17 protein-coding genes and 1 tRNA gene are annotated in these 20,839 nt (G+C 62.1%); 2 read left to right on the top strand and 16 right to left on the bottom strand.

Annotation, left to right across the window (positions count from 1 at the left end; all coding sequences use genetic code 11):
* Positions 1 to 89 precede the first annotated feature (89 nt).
* The 8 genes from AQS8620_RS09605 to AQS8620_RS09570 form a co-directional block, all read right to left on the bottom strand.
* Positions 90 to 689 (bottom strand): lysozyme inhibitor LprI family protein, encoded by a 600-nt coding sequence (locus AQS8620_RS09605; RefSeq protein ID WP_085836627.1) that lies wholly within the window; start codon positions 687 to 689, stop codon positions 90 to 92.
* Positions 690 to 894: 205 nt separating this feature from the next.
* Positions 895 to 984, bottom strand: a tRNA-Ser gene (locus AQS8620_RS09600).
* Positions 985 to 1,087: 103 nt separating this feature from the next.
* Complete coding sequence (locus AQS8620_RS09595) at positions 1,088 to 1,798, bottom strand: alanyl-tRNA editing protein (protein WP_085836626.1); 711 nt, start codon at positions 1,796 to 1,798, stop codon at positions 1,088 to 1,090.
* Positions 1,799 to 1,857: 59 nt separating this feature from the next.
* Entirely contained in the window at positions 1,858 to 4,413 is a 2,556-nt protein-coding gene (locus tag AQS8620_RS09590) for a DUF3772 domain-containing protein (protein ID WP_085836625.1), read from the bottom strand.
* A complete protein-coding gene (locus AQS8620_RS09585; protein WP_085836624.1) occupies positions 4,414 to 5,445 on the bottom strand; it encodes a cysteine synthase A in 1,032 nt (343 codons plus the stop codon).
* A 118-nt stretch (positions 5,446 to 5,563) separates the two neighbouring features.
* Positions 5,564 to 6,937 carry a cytochrome P450 gene (locus AQS8620_RS09580; protein ID WP_085836623.1) on the bottom strand — a complete coding sequence of 458 codons (1,374 nt, stop codon included), beginning with the start codon at positions 6,935 to 6,937 and terminating at the stop codon, positions 5,564 to 5,566.
* Entirely contained in the window at positions 6,934 to 8,253 is a 1,320-nt protein-coding gene (locus tag AQS8620_RS09575) for a hypothetical protein (RefSeq protein WP_234990442.1), read from the bottom strand. Before AQS8620_RS09575 ends, AQS8620_RS09580 begins: the two co-directional genes overlap by 4 nt.
* A gap of 63 nt (positions 8,254 to 8,316) precedes the next feature.
* Entirely contained in the window at positions 8,317 to 9,063 is a 747-nt protein-coding gene (locus AQS8620_RS09570; RefSeq protein ID WP_085836655.1) for a cytochrome c biogenesis CcdA family protein, read from the bottom strand.
* 109 nt (positions 9,064 to 9,172) lie between these two features.
* Here AQS8620_RS09570 and AQS8620_RS09565 point away from each other — a divergent pair, with 109 nt between their 5' ends.
* Positions 9,173 to 9,421 carry a sulfurtransferase TusA family protein gene (locus AQS8620_RS09565; protein ID WP_085836622.1) on the top strand — a complete coding sequence of 83 codons (249 nt, stop codon included), beginning with the start codon at positions 9,173 to 9,175 and terminating at the stop codon, positions 9,419 to 9,421.
* Here the strand turns inward: AQS8620_RS09565 and AQS8620_RS09560 are convergent.
* The 7 genes from AQS8620_RS09560 to iolG form a co-directional block, all read right to left on the bottom strand.
* Positions 9,418 to 10,197 carry a TIM barrel protein gene (locus AQS8620_RS09560; RefSeq protein WP_085836621.1) on the bottom strand — a complete coding sequence of 260 codons (780 nt, stop codon included), beginning with the start codon at positions 10,195 to 10,197 and terminating at the stop codon, positions 9,418 to 9,420. The genes AQS8620_RS09565 and AQS8620_RS09560 overlap by 4 nt on opposite strands.
* A complete protein-coding gene (gene iolE / locus AQS8620_RS09555; RefSeq protein ID WP_085836620.1) occupies positions 10,194 to 11,099 on the bottom strand; it encodes a myo-inosose-2 dehydratase in 906 nt (301 codons plus the stop codon). Before iolE ends, AQS8620_RS09560 begins: the two co-directional genes overlap by 4 nt.
* 21 nt (positions 11,100 to 11,120) lie before the next feature.
* Entirely contained in the window at positions 11,121 to 11,996 is an 876-nt protein-coding gene (locus tag AQS8620_RS09550; protein ID WP_306345904.1) for a Gfo/Idh/MocA family protein, read from the bottom strand.
* A 313-nt stretch (positions 11,997 to 12,309) separates the two neighbouring features.
* Complete coding sequence (locus AQS8620_RS09545; RefSeq protein WP_085836619.1) at positions 12,310 to 13,089, bottom strand: ATP-binding cassette domain-containing protein; 780 nt, start codon at positions 13,087 to 13,089, stop codon at positions 12,310 to 12,312.
* 1 nt (position 13,090) lies between these two features.
* Positions 13,091 to 14,197 carry an ABC transporter permease gene (locus AQS8620_RS09540; RefSeq protein ID WP_085836618.1) on the bottom strand — a complete coding sequence of 369 codons (1,107 nt, stop codon included), beginning with the start codon at positions 14,195 to 14,197 and terminating at the stop codon, positions 13,091 to 13,093.
* Between the two features lie 65 nt (positions 14,198 to 14,262).
* Positions 14,263 to 15,183 (bottom strand): sugar ABC transporter substrate-binding protein, encoded by a 921-nt coding sequence (locus AQS8620_RS09535; RefSeq protein WP_085836617.1) that lies wholly within the window; start codon positions 15,181 to 15,183, stop codon positions 14,263 to 14,265.
* Between the two features lie 121 nt (positions 15,184 to 15,304).
* On the bottom strand, positions 15,305 to 16,300 hold the full coding sequence (gene iolG, locus AQS8620_RS09530) for an inositol 2-dehydrogenase (protein WP_085836616.1): 996 nt from the start codon (positions 16,298 to 16,300) through the stop codon (positions 15,305 to 15,307).
* Positions 16,301 to 16,505: 205 nt separating this feature from the next.
* Between iolG and AQS8620_RS09525 the strand changes: the two genes are divergently transcribed.
* Entirely contained in the window at positions 16,506 to 17,528 is a 1,023-nt protein-coding gene (locus AQS8620_RS09525) for a LacI family DNA-binding transcriptional regulator (protein WP_085836615.1), read from the top strand.
* A gap of 107 nt (positions 17,529 to 17,635) precedes the next feature.
* Here the strand turns inward: AQS8620_RS09525 and AQS8620_RS09520 are convergent, their stop codons facing one another.
* A complete protein-coding gene (locus AQS8620_RS09520) occupies positions 17,636 to 20,680 on the bottom strand; it encodes a ribonuclease E/G (protein WP_085836614.1) in 3,045 nt (1,014 codons plus the stop codon).
* Positions 20,681 to 20,839 lie beyond the last annotated feature (159 nt).

Raw genomic sequence — 20,839 nt, 5'->3', positions numbered from 1 at the left:
GCTTTTTGATCTTCCCAAGGCCACTAGAAAGCACCTAACCCCCGTTGCCGAAAGGTTTCGGGGGTCTTTTTTATCCGCAAGATTGAAATTTAGTCGCCGTAGCGTTCCTGCATTTCTTGGAACATACGATTAAGTTCGCCTGTTCTGCTAATTGTAACCGATTCCAGTTCGCTTGCATACACAAGCCGGGCCATTGACCCGCCTTCGAACTCTGATGCGGCAAATTCCGCTTGCGACTTCGCATAGGCTTCCCAGTTTTCTTGCGCTTTGTCTAAGTTCGAAATTTGGGGCGGTTCCAACCATCCCGACCGCTTCAAAGCTACTGTGGCGCGTTCCATCTGTTGTTGCGCCACATTAGCGCGACGACCCGCTTCCACGTTCATTTCGGCTTGTGTCATGTGAGTGCTATCAATGACTTCGATAGCATTTTCGACGAAAGCTTCTTGCTGGCTTGTAAGGACTGTCAAGAACTGTGCGGCGTCGTCGCGGGCATGTTTCGCTAGGTTGGGGTCTTTTCCAAGCGATTTCAGTTTGTCCATTACTTCTAAGGTCAGAATGTTTTCTTCAACATTGGCCTTTCTGCGAGCGGCGGGGATGAACTTGTTTATCCATTCCGTGCTGGAAGGCATGAAGACGGAACGAAACAGGTCTGCGAAGAACCCAAGGACGAAGCCGACTAACCATTCCATAAGTGTTCCTCACAATGATTTCGGGAAACTTACGGGAAGTCATTGCGACGCACAATCCGTGCCTAGCGCCAATCGGTCGGACACAATTTCGTGTTGGAAAGTTTGTGGGCACCCAAAACCATCGCGCAAAAACTGTCACTAGATCGGCAATAGAAAACCCAAGCCTTAAAATTTTGAATAAAAAACAATAACCTAAGGGGGATCTTGGCGGACAGACAGGGATTCGAACCCTGGAGACGGTCTCCCGCCTACACACTTTCCAGGCGTGCGCCTTCGACCACTCGGCCACCTGTCCGTTGCGCGCTCTTTAGCCCGTATTTGCGGCGGGGTGCAAGCCCTGATGCGCGAAAAAAGAGTGCTTTTTTACAAACATGTCACAGGCCGGTTTCGCAGGCGGCTTACAGGTCCAGATGAATCGTGAAACGGCGGTTCTGGCGGCCTTTTTTCTCGATCTTTCCAAGCGTTACACGTCCGATTTCGGCCGTGCGTGCCACATGGGTGCCGCCGCAGGGTTGCAGATCGACCTGCGTTTCCCCCGCGCCGATACGCACCAGTCGCACGCGGCCCTGCCCCAAAGGCGGCATAACCGACATGGTTTTCACAATCGACGGATCGGCGCGCAGTTCATCATCGCTGATCCAGCTGTCGGACACTTTCAGATCGCATTCGATCAGCGCGTTCAGCGCCGCCTCGATCCCGTCGCGATCGATCTGGGCGTCGGGCATGTCGAAATCCAGTCGCCCCTTTTCAGCCCCGATGGCACCGCCCGAGACCGGCAGGGGAATGACCACCGACAACAAATGTAGCGCGGTGTGCACGCGCATGTGGCGGTGGCGGCGTTGCCAGTCGAGATGCTGCGTCAGACGGGTGCCTTCGGGGGGCAAGGACACGGGTTCGGCGGGGACCAGCACGATTTCGCCCCCCTCGCCCTTCACGGCAGTCGCGATTGACACGCGCCCAGAGGTGCCATTTCCCGAGGTCGTGCTCGTCCATTCGATGCGACCGCTGTCGCCGGGCTGCCCGCCGCCCGAGGGGTAAAAAATCGTGCGGTCCAGCACCACGCCCCCCTCCTCGGTGATGCGCAGCACCTGCGCGGGCGCGTCCTGCATATACGGGTCTTCGCGAAACAGCGCAACGCTGGCGAGGGGCTCGGGTACACGGGGGGAACTCACTGGGTGTCTCCGTCGGATGCGCCACCGCTCACGTCGCCCGGCTCCAACCCGCCAACCGCGTCCCGACGCGACACGGGGTCGGCTTTGGGCGTGTGGGCAGCAGCGGCGGGCGCAGGGCGCGCGCCCTGCGTCAAAGCCTCGGGGTTGCGCAGCCAGATATCGCGCTGTGCAAAAGGAATCTCGATCCCTTCGGCGGCAAAACGTTCGGCGATGGCGTGGTTAATGTCATTTTTGACCTGCATGATGAAGGTCACGTCGCGCAGGATCACGCGAATTTCGAAATCCATACTATCCGCTCCGAACCCCGTGAAAAACACTTGCGGCGAAGGGTTGAGCAGGACCATCGGCTGCTCGGCGGCGATGTCATGCAGGATTTTATCGACGCGGCGGGTATCGCTGCCATAGGCCACGCCCACGGGGATCACCGCGCGCCCGATCAGATTGCCGCGGGTGTAGTTCACCACCTGACCGGCAATCAGGTCTTGGTTGGGGATGATGACATCGGTGCGATCAAAGGTCTCGACCCGCGTGGCGCGCACGGAAATATCGCGCACAAAGCCCATCTGCCCGCCCGCTTCGATCCAGTCGCCTTCGGAAATCGGACGCTCGATCAACAGGATGATGCCCGAGACGAAATTGGACACGATGGTTTGCAAGCCAAAGCCCACCCCCACCGACAAAGCCCCGGCGACAATCGCGAGCGAGGACAGGTTGATGCCCGCCGTGGTGATTGCCGCCATCGCTGCCAGAAAAATTCCGACATAACCGGTGCCCACGGTGATGGCGTGCTGCCCGCCCTTGTCGAGCTTGGTTTTGGGCAAAACGGTCGTCGCCAAAGCGACCTTGACCAGCTTTGTGAGGCCGTAGCCGATGGCGAAAATCACCGCGAAGGTGAAAAACGAGGTCGGCGTGATGCGCACATCGCCAATCGCGAACCCCTCGCGCAGGCGGGTCCAGATTTCCAGCAGATCGGCCGGACGCGCCCCCCAGACTAGTGCCAGAACCGGGATCGCCCCAATCACCAGCACAAAGGTCACCAACACCGGCCCAAGGCTTGCGCGGGCGGTTTCTTCGGATTTGGCGATGACGGCGAAAAGGTCGATGACCAGATGCGAGAGCACCACCAAAAGGCCCAAGATGCCCAGCGTTTCGATCACGGGCACAGTCAGCCCGATGGCGGCATTCTGATAGCCCGCAAGCGACAGCACCGGCGCGGCGATGCCCGCAAGAACCACGAGACGCCCGATGGTCCCAAGGATCACGTCGCGCAAATCCTGACTCTGGATCTCGGCCGCGTCAGTTTGCGACATGTGGCGCGCGGCAAGGCGCAAGATCGCCCCCATGCGGCTGAGGTTCACACCCGCGACCAGCACAACGGGAAACACCAGCAGCGCGCGGGTGGCCTCGGCATAGTCTTCGAACTGCGCCAGCGCCCCGATCAGCGACAAAAGCACCAGAACCACGCCGCAGATGACCATATGGGCGCGGGCCTCGCGGCGCCGCTCCTGACTGACATCAAAAGCGGACACGACCCCCGCATCGTCGGTCTGGCGCGGAAACAGCAACAAGCCAAGCCAGCGCGCCACAAAGACGAAAAAGCCGAGTTCGGGCAAGGCATGCAGGAAAATTTGGCCCCGCGCGCCCAAAAGTCCTGTCTGGTCAATGGCCTGGGTGAAGGCGACGATGCCCAGAACCGGCACGATCACCTGACTGAGGGATGCGACAAAGCGGGTCAGCCCCTGCCCCGGAGCGCCCTTGGCGTGGCGGGTGATCCGCGCGGTCAGACCTTCCATCCACTGACGCCCGCGCAGCACCAGAACCAGCCCGATAAAGATATAAAACGCGATGGCCGCAAAGCTTGAGGTGGCGCTCAGACGGGTCTTGAGCGCCACGCGGGCATCGCCCACTTCGCTGACGGTCAGCTGCAAGGTCGACAGGATATCGCCAAACCCCGTTGCCCAGCTCGACGGGTTGAGGGGCGAGGGTCCGGCGGTCAAAAGGGCGTCCGCCTGTCGGCTGCGCAGGGTGCTGTCGATTTCGCGCACCAGACCGTCGGCGCGGGTATAGGCCTCTTCGGCCGTCAGCACGGGGGCTTGGGCCTCCTCGAGCTGGGCGTTCAGATCCTTGCGCCGCGCGGCGATGTCATCGGCTTCGCTGGCCCCTTCGGCGGGCGCGGGCCCGAGAGCGGAAATCTGCGCCTCAAGCGTCGAAATCCGCGCCGCGTTCACATCCTGCGCGGCAAGAAACTGCGCGCGCCAATCCACCAGCGACCCCCGCAAGGCATCCAGCGCGCTGTCGCTCGTCTGGGCCGCGCCGATGGTCGCCTGGGCTTGGGTCGCAAGGCTGTCCCAAGTGGTGTAATCGGGCGTCGTCTGGCCCTGGGCGGTACTGCTTTGGGCCTGCGCAACGTCGGGCGCAAATCCCGCAAGAGCCCCAAGCCAGAGACATAGAAAAACCCAAGAAAGCGAGACCCTTAGGCCTCGCCTTTGATGTGCTGTGCCAACGCTCCCTTCGCAGGAAAAAAGCGCGCGAACTCGGAGCGCAGGCAGCATCTAGTCCTCGTAAACTTCCGGCAGATCGCGCGGTGCATTGTCGAGCCACGCAGGCACGGGCAGGCCCTTGGCCTTGAGGAATTCAGGGTTGAACAGTTTGGACTGATAGCGCGTGCCATAGTCGCACAGGATGGTGACGATGGTATGACCCGGCCCCATATCGCGCGCCATTTTCATCGCGCCCGCCACGTTCACCCCCGAAGAGCCGCCCAAGCACAGGCCCTCTTTTTCCAGCAGATCGAACACGACAGGCAGCGCCTCGTGGTCGGTGACCTGGCAGGAGAAATCAGGCGTGAAGCCTTCGAGGTTGGCGGTGATGCGCCCCTGCCCGATGCCTTCGGTGATGCTGTCGCCTTCGGATTTCAATTCGCCGCTGGTGTAGAAATTATACAAAGCCGCGCCCATCGGATCGGCAAGCCCGATCTTGACGCCCTTGGGTTGCAGCGCCATGCCGACCCCCGCAAGCGTGCCCCCCGAACCGACTGCGCAGATAAAACCGTCCACCTTGCCGCCCGTCTGCTCCCAGATTTCGGGACCGGTGGTTTCGATATGGGCATCGCGGTTGGCGGTGTTGTCGAACTGGTTGGCCCAGATCGCGCCATTTGGTTCGGTCTTTGCAAGCTCCTCGGCAAGCCGCCCGGAATAGCGCACGTAGTTGTTGGGATTTTTATAGGGTGCCGCAGGGACTTGTACCAATTCGGCCCCCGCAAGACGGATCATGTCCTTCTTTTCCTGACTTTGGGTTTCAGGAATCACAATCACGGTGCGAAAGCCCAAAGCAGAGCCGACCAGCGCCAGACCGATGCCGGTATTGCCCGCTGTCCCCTCGACGATCACGCCGCCGGGTTTGAGTTGGCCACGCGCAACGGCGTCACGGATGATGTACAGGGCCGCACGGTCCTTGACCGACTGACCGGGGTTCATGAATTCGGCTTTGCCCCAGATTTCACAGCCCGTCGCCTCGGAGGGGCCGTTCAAGCGGATCAGCGGGGTATTCCCGATCGTGTCGCACAGGTCGCGTTTAACGGTCATGAGTAACCCTCCAAATTCAAACGTCTTGCTGCAAAGGTGTAGAACGCAGCACCGGCGAACTCAAGCCATCGCGCTGCATCAAGGACGCTTTCCCGCCCGCAAAGCGAATGGCACAACGTCAGTCTACAGGCCCCGTCCTTTGGCGAAAACTCAGCCAAATCCCGTCTTTTGCGCGAACAGTCAGATGGGCCACGGGCACCGGATCGCGCGCCGTGTCGCGGCTGATGTCGAAGGCGCCCGCGATCATCGCCAGCAAAAGCGGCCCCTCGACCATGGCAAACCCCGCCCCCGGACAGACCCGCGCGCCGCTGGAAAACGGAATGAATGCTTCGCGCAGACATTGCTTGCCATTCTCGCTGGCAAAGCGGTCGGGATCGAAATCATCGGGCCGCTCCCAGAGGCGTTCGTGGCGGTGCAAATGCCACGGGCTCAGCACGATCTGGCTGCCCTTGGGCACCGCTCTGTCGCGAAACCGCGTGGGGGCGGTCGCTTCGCGCACCATCATCGGCACCGGCGGATAGAGGCGCAGCGCCTCGCGAAACACATCGCGGGTGTAGCGCAGTTTCGAGAGGTCGGAAAACTGCGGGTTTGCGCCCAATGCCTGCCCCTCGGCGGCGACCCGCGCCTGGACCTGCGGATAGGCCGCAAGCAGCCAAAGCGCCCACCCCAGCGCCGAGGCGGAGGTTTCATGCCCTGCGAGGAAAAAGATCGCCACCTGATCGACCATCTCCTGCGCCGAAAAAACCGCGCCGGTTTCGGGGTCGGCGGTGGTCATGATTTTCGTCGCCAGATCATCGGGGGCAGTGCCGGCGGCGATCTCGGCGGCGCGCGCGTGACACAGGTCTGCAATCAGCCGCCGGATCGCCGCCGCCGTGCGTTTCGTGCGCGCCTTGTGAAACCGTGGCATCCAGCGCGGCAGGGGCACAAATGCCGCAAGGTTCAGGATCGGCTGTTCGCGCTGGTAGTCGCGAAACTGCTCGAACACCGCGCGGGCCTGGGCGTGTTCGATCGGGATCGAAAACAACGTGCGAAAGATCACATCGGCGGCGGCGTGGCTGGTTTCGGGTTCGATGTCGATCACAGCCCCCTCGTGGCGCGCGATCCGCGTCAGCGCCGACTGCCCTGCCCCCACCATCGCCTCGAAAGTGTCGCGCAGGCGTCCGCCCTCGAAGGCGGGGTCGATGATGCGGCGCTGTTGCTGCCAGAGCGCGCCATTGGTCAAAAACACCGAGTTGCCCAGCAAGGGGCGCAACCCTTCCGCGATGCGGTCGGATTTGGGGAAAGCCATCGGCTGCTCTTTGAGGACACGGGTCACGAGGTCGGGTTGATTGACCAGAAAGCTGCGAAAGAAGGGCGTGCGGAATTCGGCCATCCACGCGCGGTACAACTTTGCGGGCTGCGCCGAGAGGATGTCGCGGCGAAACAGTTTGACGTAGCCCCAAAGCGAGGTTTCGGGCGCGCGCGACGCAGGTTTCGGGGGCAAGCGTGTCATGCCATGTCCCGATATGTGTTCACCGCGCGCCGGATGCGGCTTGGCGTGGGGGGGCGATCGGCAAAGCGCGTGGCAAGGCGCGTCGCCCCGCAGGTGATCTGGAAATAATCGTAGTCGCGCGGCCGATCAAAGGCGCATAGATACTGGAAATGCAGCCGGAAAAACCGCCAGCGCAGCTTGGCCCATGTTTTGGGCGCCAGCGTCTGGGTGAAAGCGGCCGAAATCACCAGCGGCCAGCGCTGATCGGGCGGGGCCACCCCCGTGACGGCCACCGGATCGCACAGCGCAAAAGCACAGCCATCGCCGGGCGCGGTGACATCGAGCCAGAACAGCGCGTCCGTGGTCGACAAAAAGGCCAGATCCGCGCGCAATCGCTGCGCCTTTGGCAGGAAGGAAACCATCGGCACGACCTGGCCAAGGGTCAAAAACCCCAGCGGCGCGCCCGCCGGAATGCGACCGGCGCGCGCCAGATCGGCCAGAACCGACACGCCCAGATGCGCGCCCGAGGAATGGCCCACCACCAGCACCTCGTCCCATTCGCCCTGCTCGGCCTGCGCCAGAGCCTGCGCGACAGCCTCAGCGAACTGCGCCATCCGCGCCTCAAGGGCGGGTGGATTTGCGCCCTGCCAGCGCGCCGAAAACGCGTAGTCATGCATGAGGTAATAGGCGAAAAAACGGCCATCGTGATGCTTGAACCAACGCAAGACGGCATAGACCGTCACCGCGCCAAGACACAGGGCCACGCCCCAAACCGGATAGAACAGCGGGCGCTCCAGCCACAGCGTTCCGGGATAGAGTGCCCGCTCGATCATCCCGCCAAACAGCTCGGCAAGGCTCACCACGATGTGCCCTGCAAAAAGCGCGACCAAAAGCTGCACAAGAAGCATCGCCACCGGATAGAGCGCCGCGATCACGGGACCTTTGCGCAGTTTCATGAGCCGCCAGAGCGCGCCGGTGCCGATATAGGTCACGGCGGTGCGCGCAAGCATCACATAGGTGCGCGCGATGCCGGCAGCCATCGAGCTTTGCACGATGTCCGACCAGACCAGCACGTCGATCTGGGCGCTGGTTTTGTGAGAACCGATGAGCGTTTGCGCGTGCCAGCCAAAGGGCGCGCCCCAGACGGTGCCTTTGGGTTTGGGTGATATTTCAAGGGAATAGCCCGAAATCTGCGCCTGTGCGCTGCCCTCTTTGCGATAGAGTTCGCGGTAACGGCGCGGCGGAATCGGATCATATCCCGGAATGTAGAACACGCGCCGCCGTGCGACCTCCTGTCCCTGTGCCTGCGCGTTTTGACTGATCTGATCGCGGCTCACGCGCCCATCCTCTTACCCGTTCCCCCCGACACTAACGCGTTGGTGCGGCAAGATTAAGTCGAATTAACCAATGCTCGCAAGCGCGGGAAAGGTATCAAGCAGCCAGAAAGAGAATTTCGAAAACGCCCCCGTGAGCAGCATCAGCCCCACGATCACCAAAAGCGCGCCCATCACCTTTTCGATCAGGCCCATGTGACGTTTGAGGCGATTCATCACCCCCATCGCGCGCTCGATAAACAGCGCCGACAACAGGAACGGCAGCCCCAGCCCGATCGCATAAACGGCCAAAAGCGCGGTGCCGCGCGACAGCGAGCCCTCGTTGGCGGCAATGGACAGGATCGCCCCAAGCTGCGGCCCGATGCAGGGCGTCCAGCCAAAGGCAAAGGCCAGCCCCAAAACATAGGCCCCAAAAGCACTGCCGCCCTGATCGCCCGCATCCAGACGCGCTTCGCGGTCCAGGATCGCGATGCGATAGACCCCAAGGAAATGCAGCCCCAAACCGATGATCACAAGTCCCGACAGCCGCGCGAAAACCACTTGGTTTTGCAGGAAAAACATCCCGAACGCCGAGGCCGTAAACCCGAGGAACAGGAACACCGTCGACAGACCCAGCACAAACATGATCGCGGGAATGATGGCGCGATGGCGCTGCGCGCCGCGCAGGTCAGTCATCGAAATGCCCGACATATAGGCCAGATAGGGCGGCACGATCGGCAACACGCAGGGGCTGATAAAGGACGCAAAGCCCGCCGCCAAAGCGATCAGGAGGGCGGGCAAAAGCGAGGCGTCAAAGAGATCAATTCCGAACATGGCCCCCTCTTGCCAGTTTGCGCTGGCAAAAGAAAGCATCACAAGCGTCGCAGGCGCTCACCCTTTTGTGGGAGTTGTTTCAGCCCCGCCCGCGCGCTAGGACAGCGCCATGGACACTGTGATCGACATCGATGCTTTGGGGCTGCTCTGCCCCCTGCCCGTTTTGCGCCTGCGCAAGGTGCTGGCGGGTCTGCCCGTGGGGGCGCAGGTGCGGCTTTTGGCGGATGATCCGGTGGCCGTGCTCGACGTGCCGCATTATTGCACGCAGGCCGGACATCGGTTCGACGGGATGCAGGATCGGGGCGGCAGCGTGGCGCGCCCCGAGCGGGCCTATCTGGTCACGAAAACCGCGCCCTAGCAAAAGGCCGCGCGAAAGGCGTCCAGCGCCGCATCCTCGTCGCCTTTGGCAAAGGCTTCCATGCCCACCGGACCGCTATAGCCCATGTCGCTGAGCGCGCGCGCCACGCCCGCGTAGTTGATTTCCCCTGTTCCCGGCTCGCAACGTCCGGGCACATCGGCCACCTGCACCTCGCCGATATATGGCAAGCAGGCCGCGCATAGGTCGATCAGATTCCCCTCGCCGATCTGCGCGTGATAGAGGTCAAGGTTGAGGCGCAGACGCGGGTGATCCACCGCTTTGACCAGCGCCAGCGTATCTTGGGCGCGCGCAAAAGGCACACCGGGGTGATCGACGGGCAGGTTGAGGTTTTCAAGCGTGAAGATCACGCCCTCCTCCTCGGCCATATCGGCAATGCGCGCCAGCGTGTCGCGCGCTTTCAGCCACATCGCGCCCGTCACGACATCGCAGGGCTGGACGGGCAAACCGCCCGCGCCCAATCCCGTGCCATGCAGGTTCAGGCGCGCAACCCCCAGACGTTTGCCGATCTGCGCGGTCTCGCGCGCCGAGCGCAGCAGTTCGCTAGCACCTGCGTCATCGGCCAGGCGCCCCGTCAGATAGCCGTTCATGATGGAAAATTGCGCGCCTGTCGCGGCAAGTTTTGCGAGATCGTGATCGGGCCAGTTCCACAGACCCACGGCAAAGCCGCGCTCTTTCAGGGCCCCACAGCGCCAGTCAATCGGACGGTCGCGCCAAAGCATTTCGGCGCAGGCCGCAAGGGGAAAGCGGGTGTTCATGAGGAGGCTCCAATCAGGTTCACGTCGCGGGCAATGCGTTTGAGAGTATGCAAGCCAAGGGTTTGGTAGAGAAGCGGGTTGCGCTGGTCGGGGTCTTGTTCGGCCTCGATCACGATCCAGCCATCGTAATTTTCTTGAGCCAAAATCTGCAACAGCGGTGTGAAATCCACACCGCCCTCCTGATCGCCCGGAACGGTGAACACCCCGGCGCGCACCCCGTCCATGAAAGACAGCCCCTCGGCCTCGACCCTCGCTTTAAGCGCGGGGCGGATGTTTTTGGCATGGAAATGGCGCACGCGGGCGATGTGTTTGGCCAGGACCGCTTCGGGGTCGCCGCCTGCAAAGCTGCAATGGCCCGCATCGAACAGCAACTTGGTCGCAGGTCCGGTGGCGGCCATAAAAGCGTCAATGTCTTCAGGACTTTGCACGACAGTGCCCATGTGATGGTGATAGACCAGATCGATGCCCTGACCGGCGCAAAACTGCGCGATGTCTTCGACCTTTGCGCCGAAAGCGGCCATGCCGGCAGCGTCGAGCACGGGGCGGGTGGTCAGGGGCGCGTTCAGCCCCTGCACGGAATTGGAGGTTTCGCAGGCGATGCAGACCGTGCAGCCGTTGTGTTTGAGGCGGTCCAGATGGGGCTGGAGCGCGCGTTTTTCCTCTTCGACGCTCTGGGTCAGCAGATTAAGCGAATGCCAGCCCGAAATGAACTTCAACCCGTAACCATTCAAAAGAACACGTAATTCTTCGGCATCAGCGGGCCAGCGGTGGCCGTTTTCAATACCGTCAAAACCGATGAGCTGCCCCGCTTCCTCAAGAATGCGGGACGTTGCAATATCTGCGCCAAGCGACTGGTCGTCGTCATTGGCCCAGGCAATGGGGTTGGTGCCGAACTGGATCATGTAGTTTTCCAAAACAGAGAGTTAAAGGCGGATCGCCGCGCCGTTGGAGCGCGCCATGGCATGGATGATGGTCTCGATTTCAAGGCCGGTTGCAAAATCGGGCCCCTTGTGCGCTCCGCCGTGGATGGCGGCGACCAGATCGCGGGCCTCGACCACTTTTTGCTCGTTGAACCCGAAATTATGCCCTGCTGCGGGGCAAAAGGCGGCGAAATCGGGCTGTTCGGGGCCGGTGAGATGACGGGTAAATCCGGCCTCATTGGCGCGGTGCACCCAAAGCTCGTTCATGTTTTCCTGGTCAAAACAGATCGTCCCAAGGCTGCCGTGGACCTCCCATTGCAGGCGGCATTTGCGCCCGCGCGCCACGCGCGAGGTGGCAAAGGACCCCTGCGCGCCGGAGGCAAAGCGCAGCAAGGCCATGGCGCTGTCTTCGTTTTCAACCGCTTTGGGCCCCTCGGGCGACGGACGCATCGGCACGGCAATTTGCGTCTGCGCCGTCACTTCGGCAACCGGCCCCATCAGGGCGATCATTTGGCTGACAAGGTGACAGCCCAGATCGCCAAGCGCGCCAAGCCCCCCCTGCGCAAGGGTCGCACGCCACGACCACGCCAGGTCGGGATCGGCGCAGTAATCTTCGTCGTAGACCCCGCGAAAGGCCAGAAGGTCCCCGATCTCGCCGCGCGTGACCAGCGCACGCGCCGCCTGAAACGCGGGGCTGCGCAGGTAGTTGTAGCCCAGCATCGTGACTTGCGCGGGATGCGCTGCGGCGACATCCGCCATCGACTGCGCATCCGCCAAAGTGAGCGCCATCGGCTTTTCGAGCCAGACATGTTTGCCCGCACGCAAGGCCGCTTGCGCCATGGGGCGGTGCATCCCGTTGGGGGTGGTGATCGAGACCACATCAACGCGCGATCGGCAATGGCCGCCTGCCAGTCGGTCGTGGCACGCGCAAAGCCGAAGGCCTGCGCATGGCGCGCGGCACTGTCTGCCGCCACATCGACCAGCAGTTCCAGACGCGGCGGCACACCGCCAAACACGGTGGCCAGATTGCGCCAAGCCATCGCGTGGCATTTGCCCATGAAACCGGTGCCGATCAGGCAGACACCCAAAGCTTGCGGCTGCGACATACACGCGCCTTTCACATTGAAATTGTAAGGAATTCAGGCGCGAGGGAGACTGCAAAGCCCCCCTCGCGGGGAGGAAGGCTGTCGGGCTAGATCGTGTCGCCCAAAGACGTGTCGAGCGTGGCCAATTCCTGACCGCCTGCCATCAGATCCTGCAACTCGGCGGAGGTGATTTCGCCTTTGCGCGCGGTGCCCAGCGTCTGGCCACGGTTCAACACGGTAAAGCGGTCGCCCACCGCCATCGCATGGCGCACGTTGTGGGAAATGAACACCACACCGACGCCCTGGGCGCGCACGCGGGCGATGGTCGACAGCACATTCGAGGTCTGGCGCACCCCGAGCGCCGAGGTCGGCTCGTCCAGGATCAGCACTTTCGCGCCGAAATAGACCGCGCGCGCGATGGCAACGGTTTGACGTTCGCCCCCCGACAGCGTGCCGACCGCCTGGTCGGGCGCGCGCAGGTTGATCCCCATCTTGCGCATCTCTTCCATGCAGATGTCATTCGCCGCATTCAGATCGAACCGCTTGGCAAGGCCCCGCCCCTTCGTCGGCTCGCGCCCCATGAAGAAATTGCGCGTCACGCTCATCAGCGGGATCATGGCAAGGTCCTGGAACACGGTCGCAATCCCCGCTTCCATCGCATCGCGCGGGCTGGAAAACGACAGCGGCTTGCCTTCGAACAGGATCTCGCCCGAAGTCGGTTTATGCACGCCCGACATGGTTTTGATAAAGGTCGATTTGCCCGCCCCGTTGTCGCCCAGAAGGCAGTGGCATTCACCGGCCGTCACATCAAAGGTCACCCCGTTCAGCGCGATCACATTGCCGAAATGCTTTTTGATGTCCTGCATGTGGATGATTGGATGTGTCATCTCAACGTTCCCCCGTCACGCGTTTGCGGATCGCATTGTTGAACAGCACCGCGAGCAACAGCATCCCGCCCAGGAACACCTGGAACCAGTCCTGGTCGATGCCGGTGTAGGTGAGGCCGATAACCACCATGCCAAAGATGATGGCGCCAAAGAACGCCCCGATGGCCGAACCATAGCCCCCCGTCAGCAAACAGCCGCCAATCACCGAGGCGATGATCGCTTCGAATTCCTTTTGAAACCCGCGCCGCGCATCGGTCGAGCCCGCATCCATCACCGTGATGATGGCCACAAGGGCGGCGCAACATGCGGTGAGCATGAACAGCGAAATCTTCACCGCTTTCACCGGCACGCCGGAATTGGAGGCCGCATTGGCATCCCCGCCCGACGCGAAAATCCAGTTGCCCGCAGGGGTGCGCAGCAAAACATAGGTGGCAACCAGCGCCAGAGCGGCAAACCACAAGATTTCAACCGGCAGACCGGGCACTTTGGGCGCGCCGCTCTTGAAGGTTTCGATCAGGCCGTTGCGGGCCAGCATCGCAAAGACCCCCGTAAAGGCATCGCCCGAAAAGACGGGCGCAAGCCAGTCGGTTTCCACCACATCGCGCACGCCGCGCAGCTGCGTCGAGCCGCCCGTGGCAAGCTTCAGCCCCACCAGCGACAGGCCGCGCAGAATGAACAAAAACGCCAGCGTCACGATGAAGGATGGCAGCCCCGAGCGGATCACAATCGCACCGTTCACCGCGCCCACGGCGGCCGAAAACACAAAGGTCAGCGGGATGGCAACGATCAGGGGCAGCCCCATCGTAACGGTCGCCGCCGCAAAGAACAGGCCCGAGAAGGCGACCATCGAGCCAATGGAGAGGTCAAACTCGCCGCCGATCATCAGCAGGGACGCACCGATGGCCAGAATACCAAGCTGGGCCGCGGGCGTCATAAAGTTGATCACACCGGCCAGCGTGAACATCGACCTGTCGGCGGTGATCAAGAAGAACACCAGCACCAGCACAAGGCCCGCCACCGCGCCAAGCTCGGGTCGTTTCATCAATTTGGCACCAAAGCTTTCGGCGCCGATACGTTCGTCTGTCTGGATTTGAACGCTATCGCTCATCTTTTCCCCTCCCCAAAAACCCAAGGCGGCACCAAGGCACCGCCCCGGGAGTGGTTTGCTATGATTTAGCGGATGCCTTGCGCCGAAAGATCAATCACTTGCGCGGCTTTGTCGCTGGTGATCAGGTTCGGGCCGCTGGGCACGTTCCCGCCCGGCATCAGGCCGTACTCGGCGTTGAGCGCGAGAAAATTCACGGCCAGATAGCCCTGCAAGAACTGCTGCTGGTCAATCGCGAAAGCCGCATCGCCATCGACAACCGACTGCAGGAAGGGCGCGGACAGATCGAAAGAGGCAACCATCACATCGCGCCCCGAGGCTTTGACGGCGGCAACCGAAGGCTCGCCCGCCGTCGAGGCGCCAAGGGCAAGAACGGTGTCGATGGACTCGTCGCTGTCGAGCGCGGCGCGCACTTTGGATTCGATTTCCGCCGGATCGTTGGTGGTGGGCAGAACCGTGACCGTGCCGCCAAAGCCGTCCTCAAAGCCAGCGCAGCGCTGGTCGAGCGACACGTTGCCGACTTCCTGGTTGACGCAAAGCCCGTTCACACCGCCCATTTGCGCAAGTTTCGCGCCCGCAATCTGCCCTGCGGTGAATTCGTCCTGCCCGACATGCAACAGCGCGCCGAGGGATTTGGACACATCCGCACCCGCGTTGATCGAAATTACGGGAATACCCGCAGCAACGGCGCGCTCGATGGCGGGCGACAGCGCATCGGCGTCGGGGATGGATACGACCAGCCCGTCAGGCTCCTGGTTTACGGCGGCATCGATCAGCTGCGACATGGCAACCATGTCAAAGGTCTCGGGCGAGCGGTACTCGACATTGGCACCGGTGTCGGCGGCGGCTTTTTCAACGCCGTTCTTGACGACCGACCAGAAGGGATCGTTGGCCTGACCGTGCGCCACGACAAGGATATCGCTTGCAAAGGCGGGGGCCGCAACGGCGAGCGTGGCAGCTGTGGCAACAGTGGCGAGAAGTTTATTCATATGGTGTCCTCCCAAGGATCAAGTTTGGCGGGCTCTCCCTGCCCGCAAGCGGTCGGCGGCTCTGCACGACCAGACTGCGGGGCCACGGTGGCCCGCGCAGATCACTGCTCCGAGCGCTTGCTCAGAGATCGGCCAATGTGACGGGCGCGCCCGTCTTGGCGGAAAGGGTTGCGGCTTCGGCCATGGCAAGTGCGCTGATGCCATCCTCAAGCGTGACCGCAAGCGGCGTGCCGTCGAGGACGCCGGTGACGAAGGCGTTCCATTCCACGACATAGGCGGGCATGTAGCGTTCGAGGAAAAAATAGGTGGGCTTGGCGCTGGACACGCCTGCCACGGTCGATTTGGACAGGGTGTTTTCCAGCATATTGCCCGCCGATAGCAGCCCCTCGGAACCGAGCAGTTCAACGCGCTGATCGTAGCCATAAACCGCGCGGCGCGAGTTTTTAATCACCGCGATGCGCCCGTCTGCATAGGTCAGCGTGACCACGGCTGTGTCCACATCGCCCGCTTCCCCGATCTCGGGGTTGACGATGGCGGACCCGACGGCCGTGACGGTGACCGGCGGCGCGCCCATCATGAAATTGGCCATGTCAAAGTCGTGGATCATCATGTCGCGAAACAAGCCGCCCGACACTTTGATGTAGGACACGGGCGGCGGCGCCGGGTCGAAAGAGGTGATCGACAGCAATTCTGCCTTGCCGATCTCCCCCGCTGCAAGCGCGGCCTGCATCGCGCCGAAGTTGGGATCAAAGCGGCGGTTGAACCCGATCATGACCGGCTGCCCGCTGTCTTTGGTGGCGGCCAGACAGGCTTTGGCACGGGCCAGCGACAGATCGACGGGCTTTTCACACAGCACGGCTTTGCCCGCGGCCACGGCCTTTTCGATCAGGTCCGAATGGGTGTCGGTCGACGTGGCAACCAGAACCGCGTCAATGGCGGGATCGTTCAGGATGTCGTCCGAGCTGCGCGCTTGGGCGCCGTATTTTGCAGCAAGCGACTGGGCGGCGCCCTCCACCACATCCGACACCGCGACAAGCGTCGAGCGCGCATGACCCGCGATATTGACCGCATGAACCTGACCAATCCGGCCAGCGCCGAGCAATCCAACTTTTAGCATGTTTTCCTCCCTCCACGGCTGTAGCGCCGCGTGTTGAGGGAAGTATTGCCGATTCTTGCACGCGCGTGCAATAGCATTTTGCACGCGCGTGCACTTTCGCCGCGCAGTGCCGCAGGGCAGCATTCGCGCGTCCTTGGCGCGGCCCTGCCCCAAGCCCCTAGAATTTAAAGCGCTTTCAATGCTAAGTGCAGGCAAGGAGTGCGTAATGGATGATGAAAAAAAATCGCGGCACAGCGCGAATGTGACGGCGGATGACGTGGCTTTGGCCGCCGGCGTGTCGCGTTGGACGGTGAATCGCGCCTTCAAAAAGGCAGCGTCGATTTCGCCCAAAAGCCGTGAAAAAGTCATGACCGCCGCAGAGGCGCTGGGCTATGTGCCCGATCTGCGCGCGGCCTCTCTGGCCTCGGATCGCTCCAATCTTGTGGCGCTGCTGATTGACGATTTTGCCAACCCCCACAAGCTGGTGATGCTGGAACGGCTGACGCGCGCCCTGCGCCGCAAAGGCTGGGACACGTTGCTGGTCAACACGCTTGACCGCGAAGATGCCGCCCCCGCCATTCTCAACGCCAGCCAGCGCCGCGTTGATGCCGCGATTCTGATCGGCATCCAGTTCGACGATGACGTTCTGGAGGCCGCCCTGCGGGCGCGCCGCTTTAAAAAGCTGATCATTTTCGCGCGCACCTCGGAAAACCCCGACACGATTTCGATCTCGGTCGATGACATAAAGGCCACGCAGGAGATTGCCGCCTATGTGCTGGCGCGCGGCTATAAACGCCCGCTGTTTCTGGCCGGCCCGCGCACCTATTCGGCCCATCTGCTGCGACTGGAAACCTTTGTCGATAGCTGGCAGCGCGCAACGGGCGACACGCCAGAAAACATCAGCGTGGCGGAATATGATCCGATTCTGGCCGCAGACGCGGCGTATAAAACCCTCAGCGCCCTGCCGCCACAGGCACGCCCCGACATCATTGTCTGCGAAAACGACGCGCTGGCGATCGGTACCATCGACACCATCCGGCACCGTCTGGGACTGCGCGTCCCCCAGGATATTGCCGTCATCGGTTTTGACGATGTGCCCCAGGCCGAAAGCCCCAACTACCGCCTCACCACCTACCGCCAGCCCTTGACGGACATGGCGAACTACCTGGTGGATGTGCTTGAAAGTGCAGAGGATATTGATTTCGACCGCACCTTTACCGGCAGGCTGGTCACGCGCGAAAGCGCCTGAGACCGCGCATCGGTTCACGCGTGTTGACAGACAACAAAACTGGCTGACAGCAAAACGCCCCCCGCAATCGCTTGCGAGGGGCGTTTTTATAGTCAGAGTGGCGCGCCTTAGCGCATCGACCACCAACCGCGTTTCTTGGGCGCGGGGTCTTCAGTTTCCTCGGATCCCCCGGCCGTTGCGGATTCGACCTCTTTGTCAGGCTGCACCGCCGTCTCGGGCGCTGCTTGGACCTCGGGCTGCACGTCGACCGGAGCGTCGGCCGAAGCGTCCTCGACACTGTTCTGAGCGACCTCTTGCGGCTCGGCTTGCGGTGCTGGCGCCGCCTCGACGACCACAACGGGCTCAGCCGTTGCGATGTCGTTTTGCGCGGCGGTGTCAGCCACTGTCGTTTGCGCCACAACGGCCTCGACAGGCGTTTCAAGCGCAGGCGCGGCCACTGTTTCGCTTACAGGCGCGGCGGGCGTTTCACCACTTACATCCGTGGCCACCTCAGCGGATGTTTCAGCTGCGACAGGTTCTGCCGCCTCTGCGGTTTTGGCCTTGGAACTGCGGCTGCGCGACGCGCGCGTGCGGGTTGATTTACTCGCAGGGGGCGTGTCGGTTGTCGCCGCCTCTGCTGCCTCTTCAACGGGGACCTCAGCACCGGGGGTGTCTGCCGCAGGAGTATCTGCAACCGGGGCGTCTGCGACGACCTCATTGCTGTCTGCGCCGGACGCTTCGGGGGCGGTGTCCTGTGCGGGCTCTGCCGGTTTGCTCGACGAGCGGCTGCGCGAGGAGCGCGACACGGTGCGCTTGGGCTTGTCGCCCCCCTCATCGCTATCGCTGCCTTGCGCGCCCTCGGCCTCATCGCCTTGCGACGCGCCCGTGCCCTCTGCATCCAAAGACTCAGCCGACGTGTCGCCCTCATGCCCCTCGCTCGACGAGGATTTGCGACGGCGACGACGACGACGGCGTTTCTTGGGCTTGGGCTCGCCCTCGCCCTCTTCGCCCTGCACAGCCGTTTCACTGCTGGCCGGCGCACTGTCGCTTGTCGTTTGCGGCGCGGTTTCGGTGACCTCTTCGGCCTCCTCCACATAGTCGTCGTCGTCATCCATGTAGGACAGATCGGCGGTGACCACAGGCGCGACAACTTCGGTGATGTCACGGGTTGCGGATTTGAACTTTTCGATGGTGAAATCGGGCGAAATCATCGCCGGATCGCATTCCACCCGCACAGCCATGCCGTAGCGCGCCTCGATCTGGGCGATGCGCTCGCGCTTCTGGTTCATCAGGAAGTTGACGATGGCGATCGGCGCGCGCAACAGCACTTCTTTGCTGCGCTTGCGAGTGCCTTCCTCTTCGAGCTGGCGCAAAATGGTCAGCGCCATATTGTCATCCGAACGGATCAGGCCGGTGCCGTGGCAATGGTGGCACGGCATGGTCGTGGCCTCCAACATCCCCGGACGCAGACGCTGGCGCGACATTTCCATCAGGCCAAAGCCGGAAATGCGGCCCACCTGAATGCGCGCACGATCTGTTTTCAACTTGTCTTTCAGACGTTTCTCGACGGCGGCGTTGTTTTTACGCTCTTCCATGTCGATAAAGTCGATCACGATCAGACCGGCGAGATCGCGCAAACGCGCCTGACGGGCCACCTCTTCGGCAGCTTCAAGGTTGGTCTTGGTCGCAGTGTCCTCGATCGAGCCCTCTTTCGTGGCGCGCCCCGAGTTCACATCCACAGCCACCAGCGCCTCCGTCACATCGATCACGATGTAGCCGCCGGATTTCAGCTGGACCGTGGGGTTGAACATCGACGACAGATAGCCCTCGACCTGATAGCGCGCGAAAAGCGGCAGGCCGTCGTTGTAGAGCTTCACGTTTTTCGCATGCGAGGGCATGATCATTTTCATGAAGTCTTTGGCAGTGCGATAGCCCTCGACCCCCTCCACGAACACCTCGTCGATGTCCTTGTTGTAGAGGTCGCGGATCGAACGTTTGATGAGGTCGCCCTCTTCGTAGATCTTCGCGGGCGCGACGGATTTAAGCGTCAACTCGCGGATCTGTTCCCACATGCGCTTGAGGTAGTCGTAATCGCGCTTGATTTCGGTCTTGGTGCGCTGGGAGCCTGCGGTGCGAATGATCAACCCCGCGCCCTGCGGCACTTCCAACTCATTGGCGATATCTTTGAGCTTCTTGCGGTCGGCGGCATTGGTGATCTTGCGCGAAATGCCACCACCGCGCGCGGTGTTGGGCATGAGCACGCAGTAGCGACCCGCCAGCGACAGATAGGTGGTCAGCGCCGCACCCTTGTTGCCGCGTTCCTCTTTGACGACCTGCACAAGCAGGATCTGGCGCACCTTGATCACTTCTTGAATCTTGTAGCGGCGCGCGCGCGGTTTGCGCACGGGGCGGATGTCCTCTTGGGTGTCATCGTCGGCCACGGATTCGATATCGCTATCGCCGTCATCCTCTTGCGCGTCGTCATCGGACTCGTCGTCGCCGGACTCGTCGTCTGCGGTGTCTGCGTCGGCGCCATCCTCTTGCGCGCTGTCGCCGTTATCCGCTGCCGCTTGGGGCGCGTCGGAGGGGGCGGCCTCGCCAGCGGAGGCATCCTCCTGCGCTGTCACTTCCTGGGCGGTGGCATCGCTTGCATCGGCGTCGGGATCGGGGCCGAGATCGACCACATCCATTCCCGGGATCGATCCTTCGCGCACCGCCTCATCAGAGGCCTCACGCACCGTCTCATCAGAGGCATCGCCGCTGAGCTCGGCGGTGTGAACCGCATCCTCGGTCTTGGTCTCTTCGGCTTTGGTCTTGCTGCGTGAGCGCGAGCGCGAGCGCGAGGATTTCTTGGGCTTGTCTTCCTCTTCGGCGAGTTGCTTGGCATAGGCCAGCTCCTCGTCCATCAGCGCCTGACGGTCGGCTTGGGGGATCTGGTAGTAATCTGGGTGGATTTCCGAAAACGCGAGGAACCCGTGACGGTTTCCGCCGTAATCGACAAACGCAGCCTGCAACGAGGGTTCGACCCGCGTTACTTTTGCCAGATAGATATTGCCAGCAAGCTGGCGCTTGTTTTCGGACTCAAAGTCGAACTCCTCGACCTTGTTTCCGTCCACCACCACGACGCGGGTTTCTTCCGCGTGGGTGGCATCGATAAGCATTTTCTTTGCCATTGTACTTTCCGTCACCGCAGACGCGCGCGCCCGTCCCGACCGGTGTCCTCGCGGAGGCGGTGCTCGCGGGACAGGGTGGCGATTTGCGGTGAATTGATAGGGCGATGCCTGCAAGGACACCACAGCAAAGCGGCGCCGGCACAAACTGCGCCCGCGTCC

This window comes from Aquimixticola soesokkakensis (genome assembly GCF_900172375.1).
Lineage (GTDB): Bacteria > Pseudomonadota > Alphaproteobacteria > Rhodobacterales > Rhodobacteraceae > Aquimixticola > Aquimixticola soesokkakensis.
This window is presented reverse-complemented; position numbering and strand designations above follow the sequence as displayed.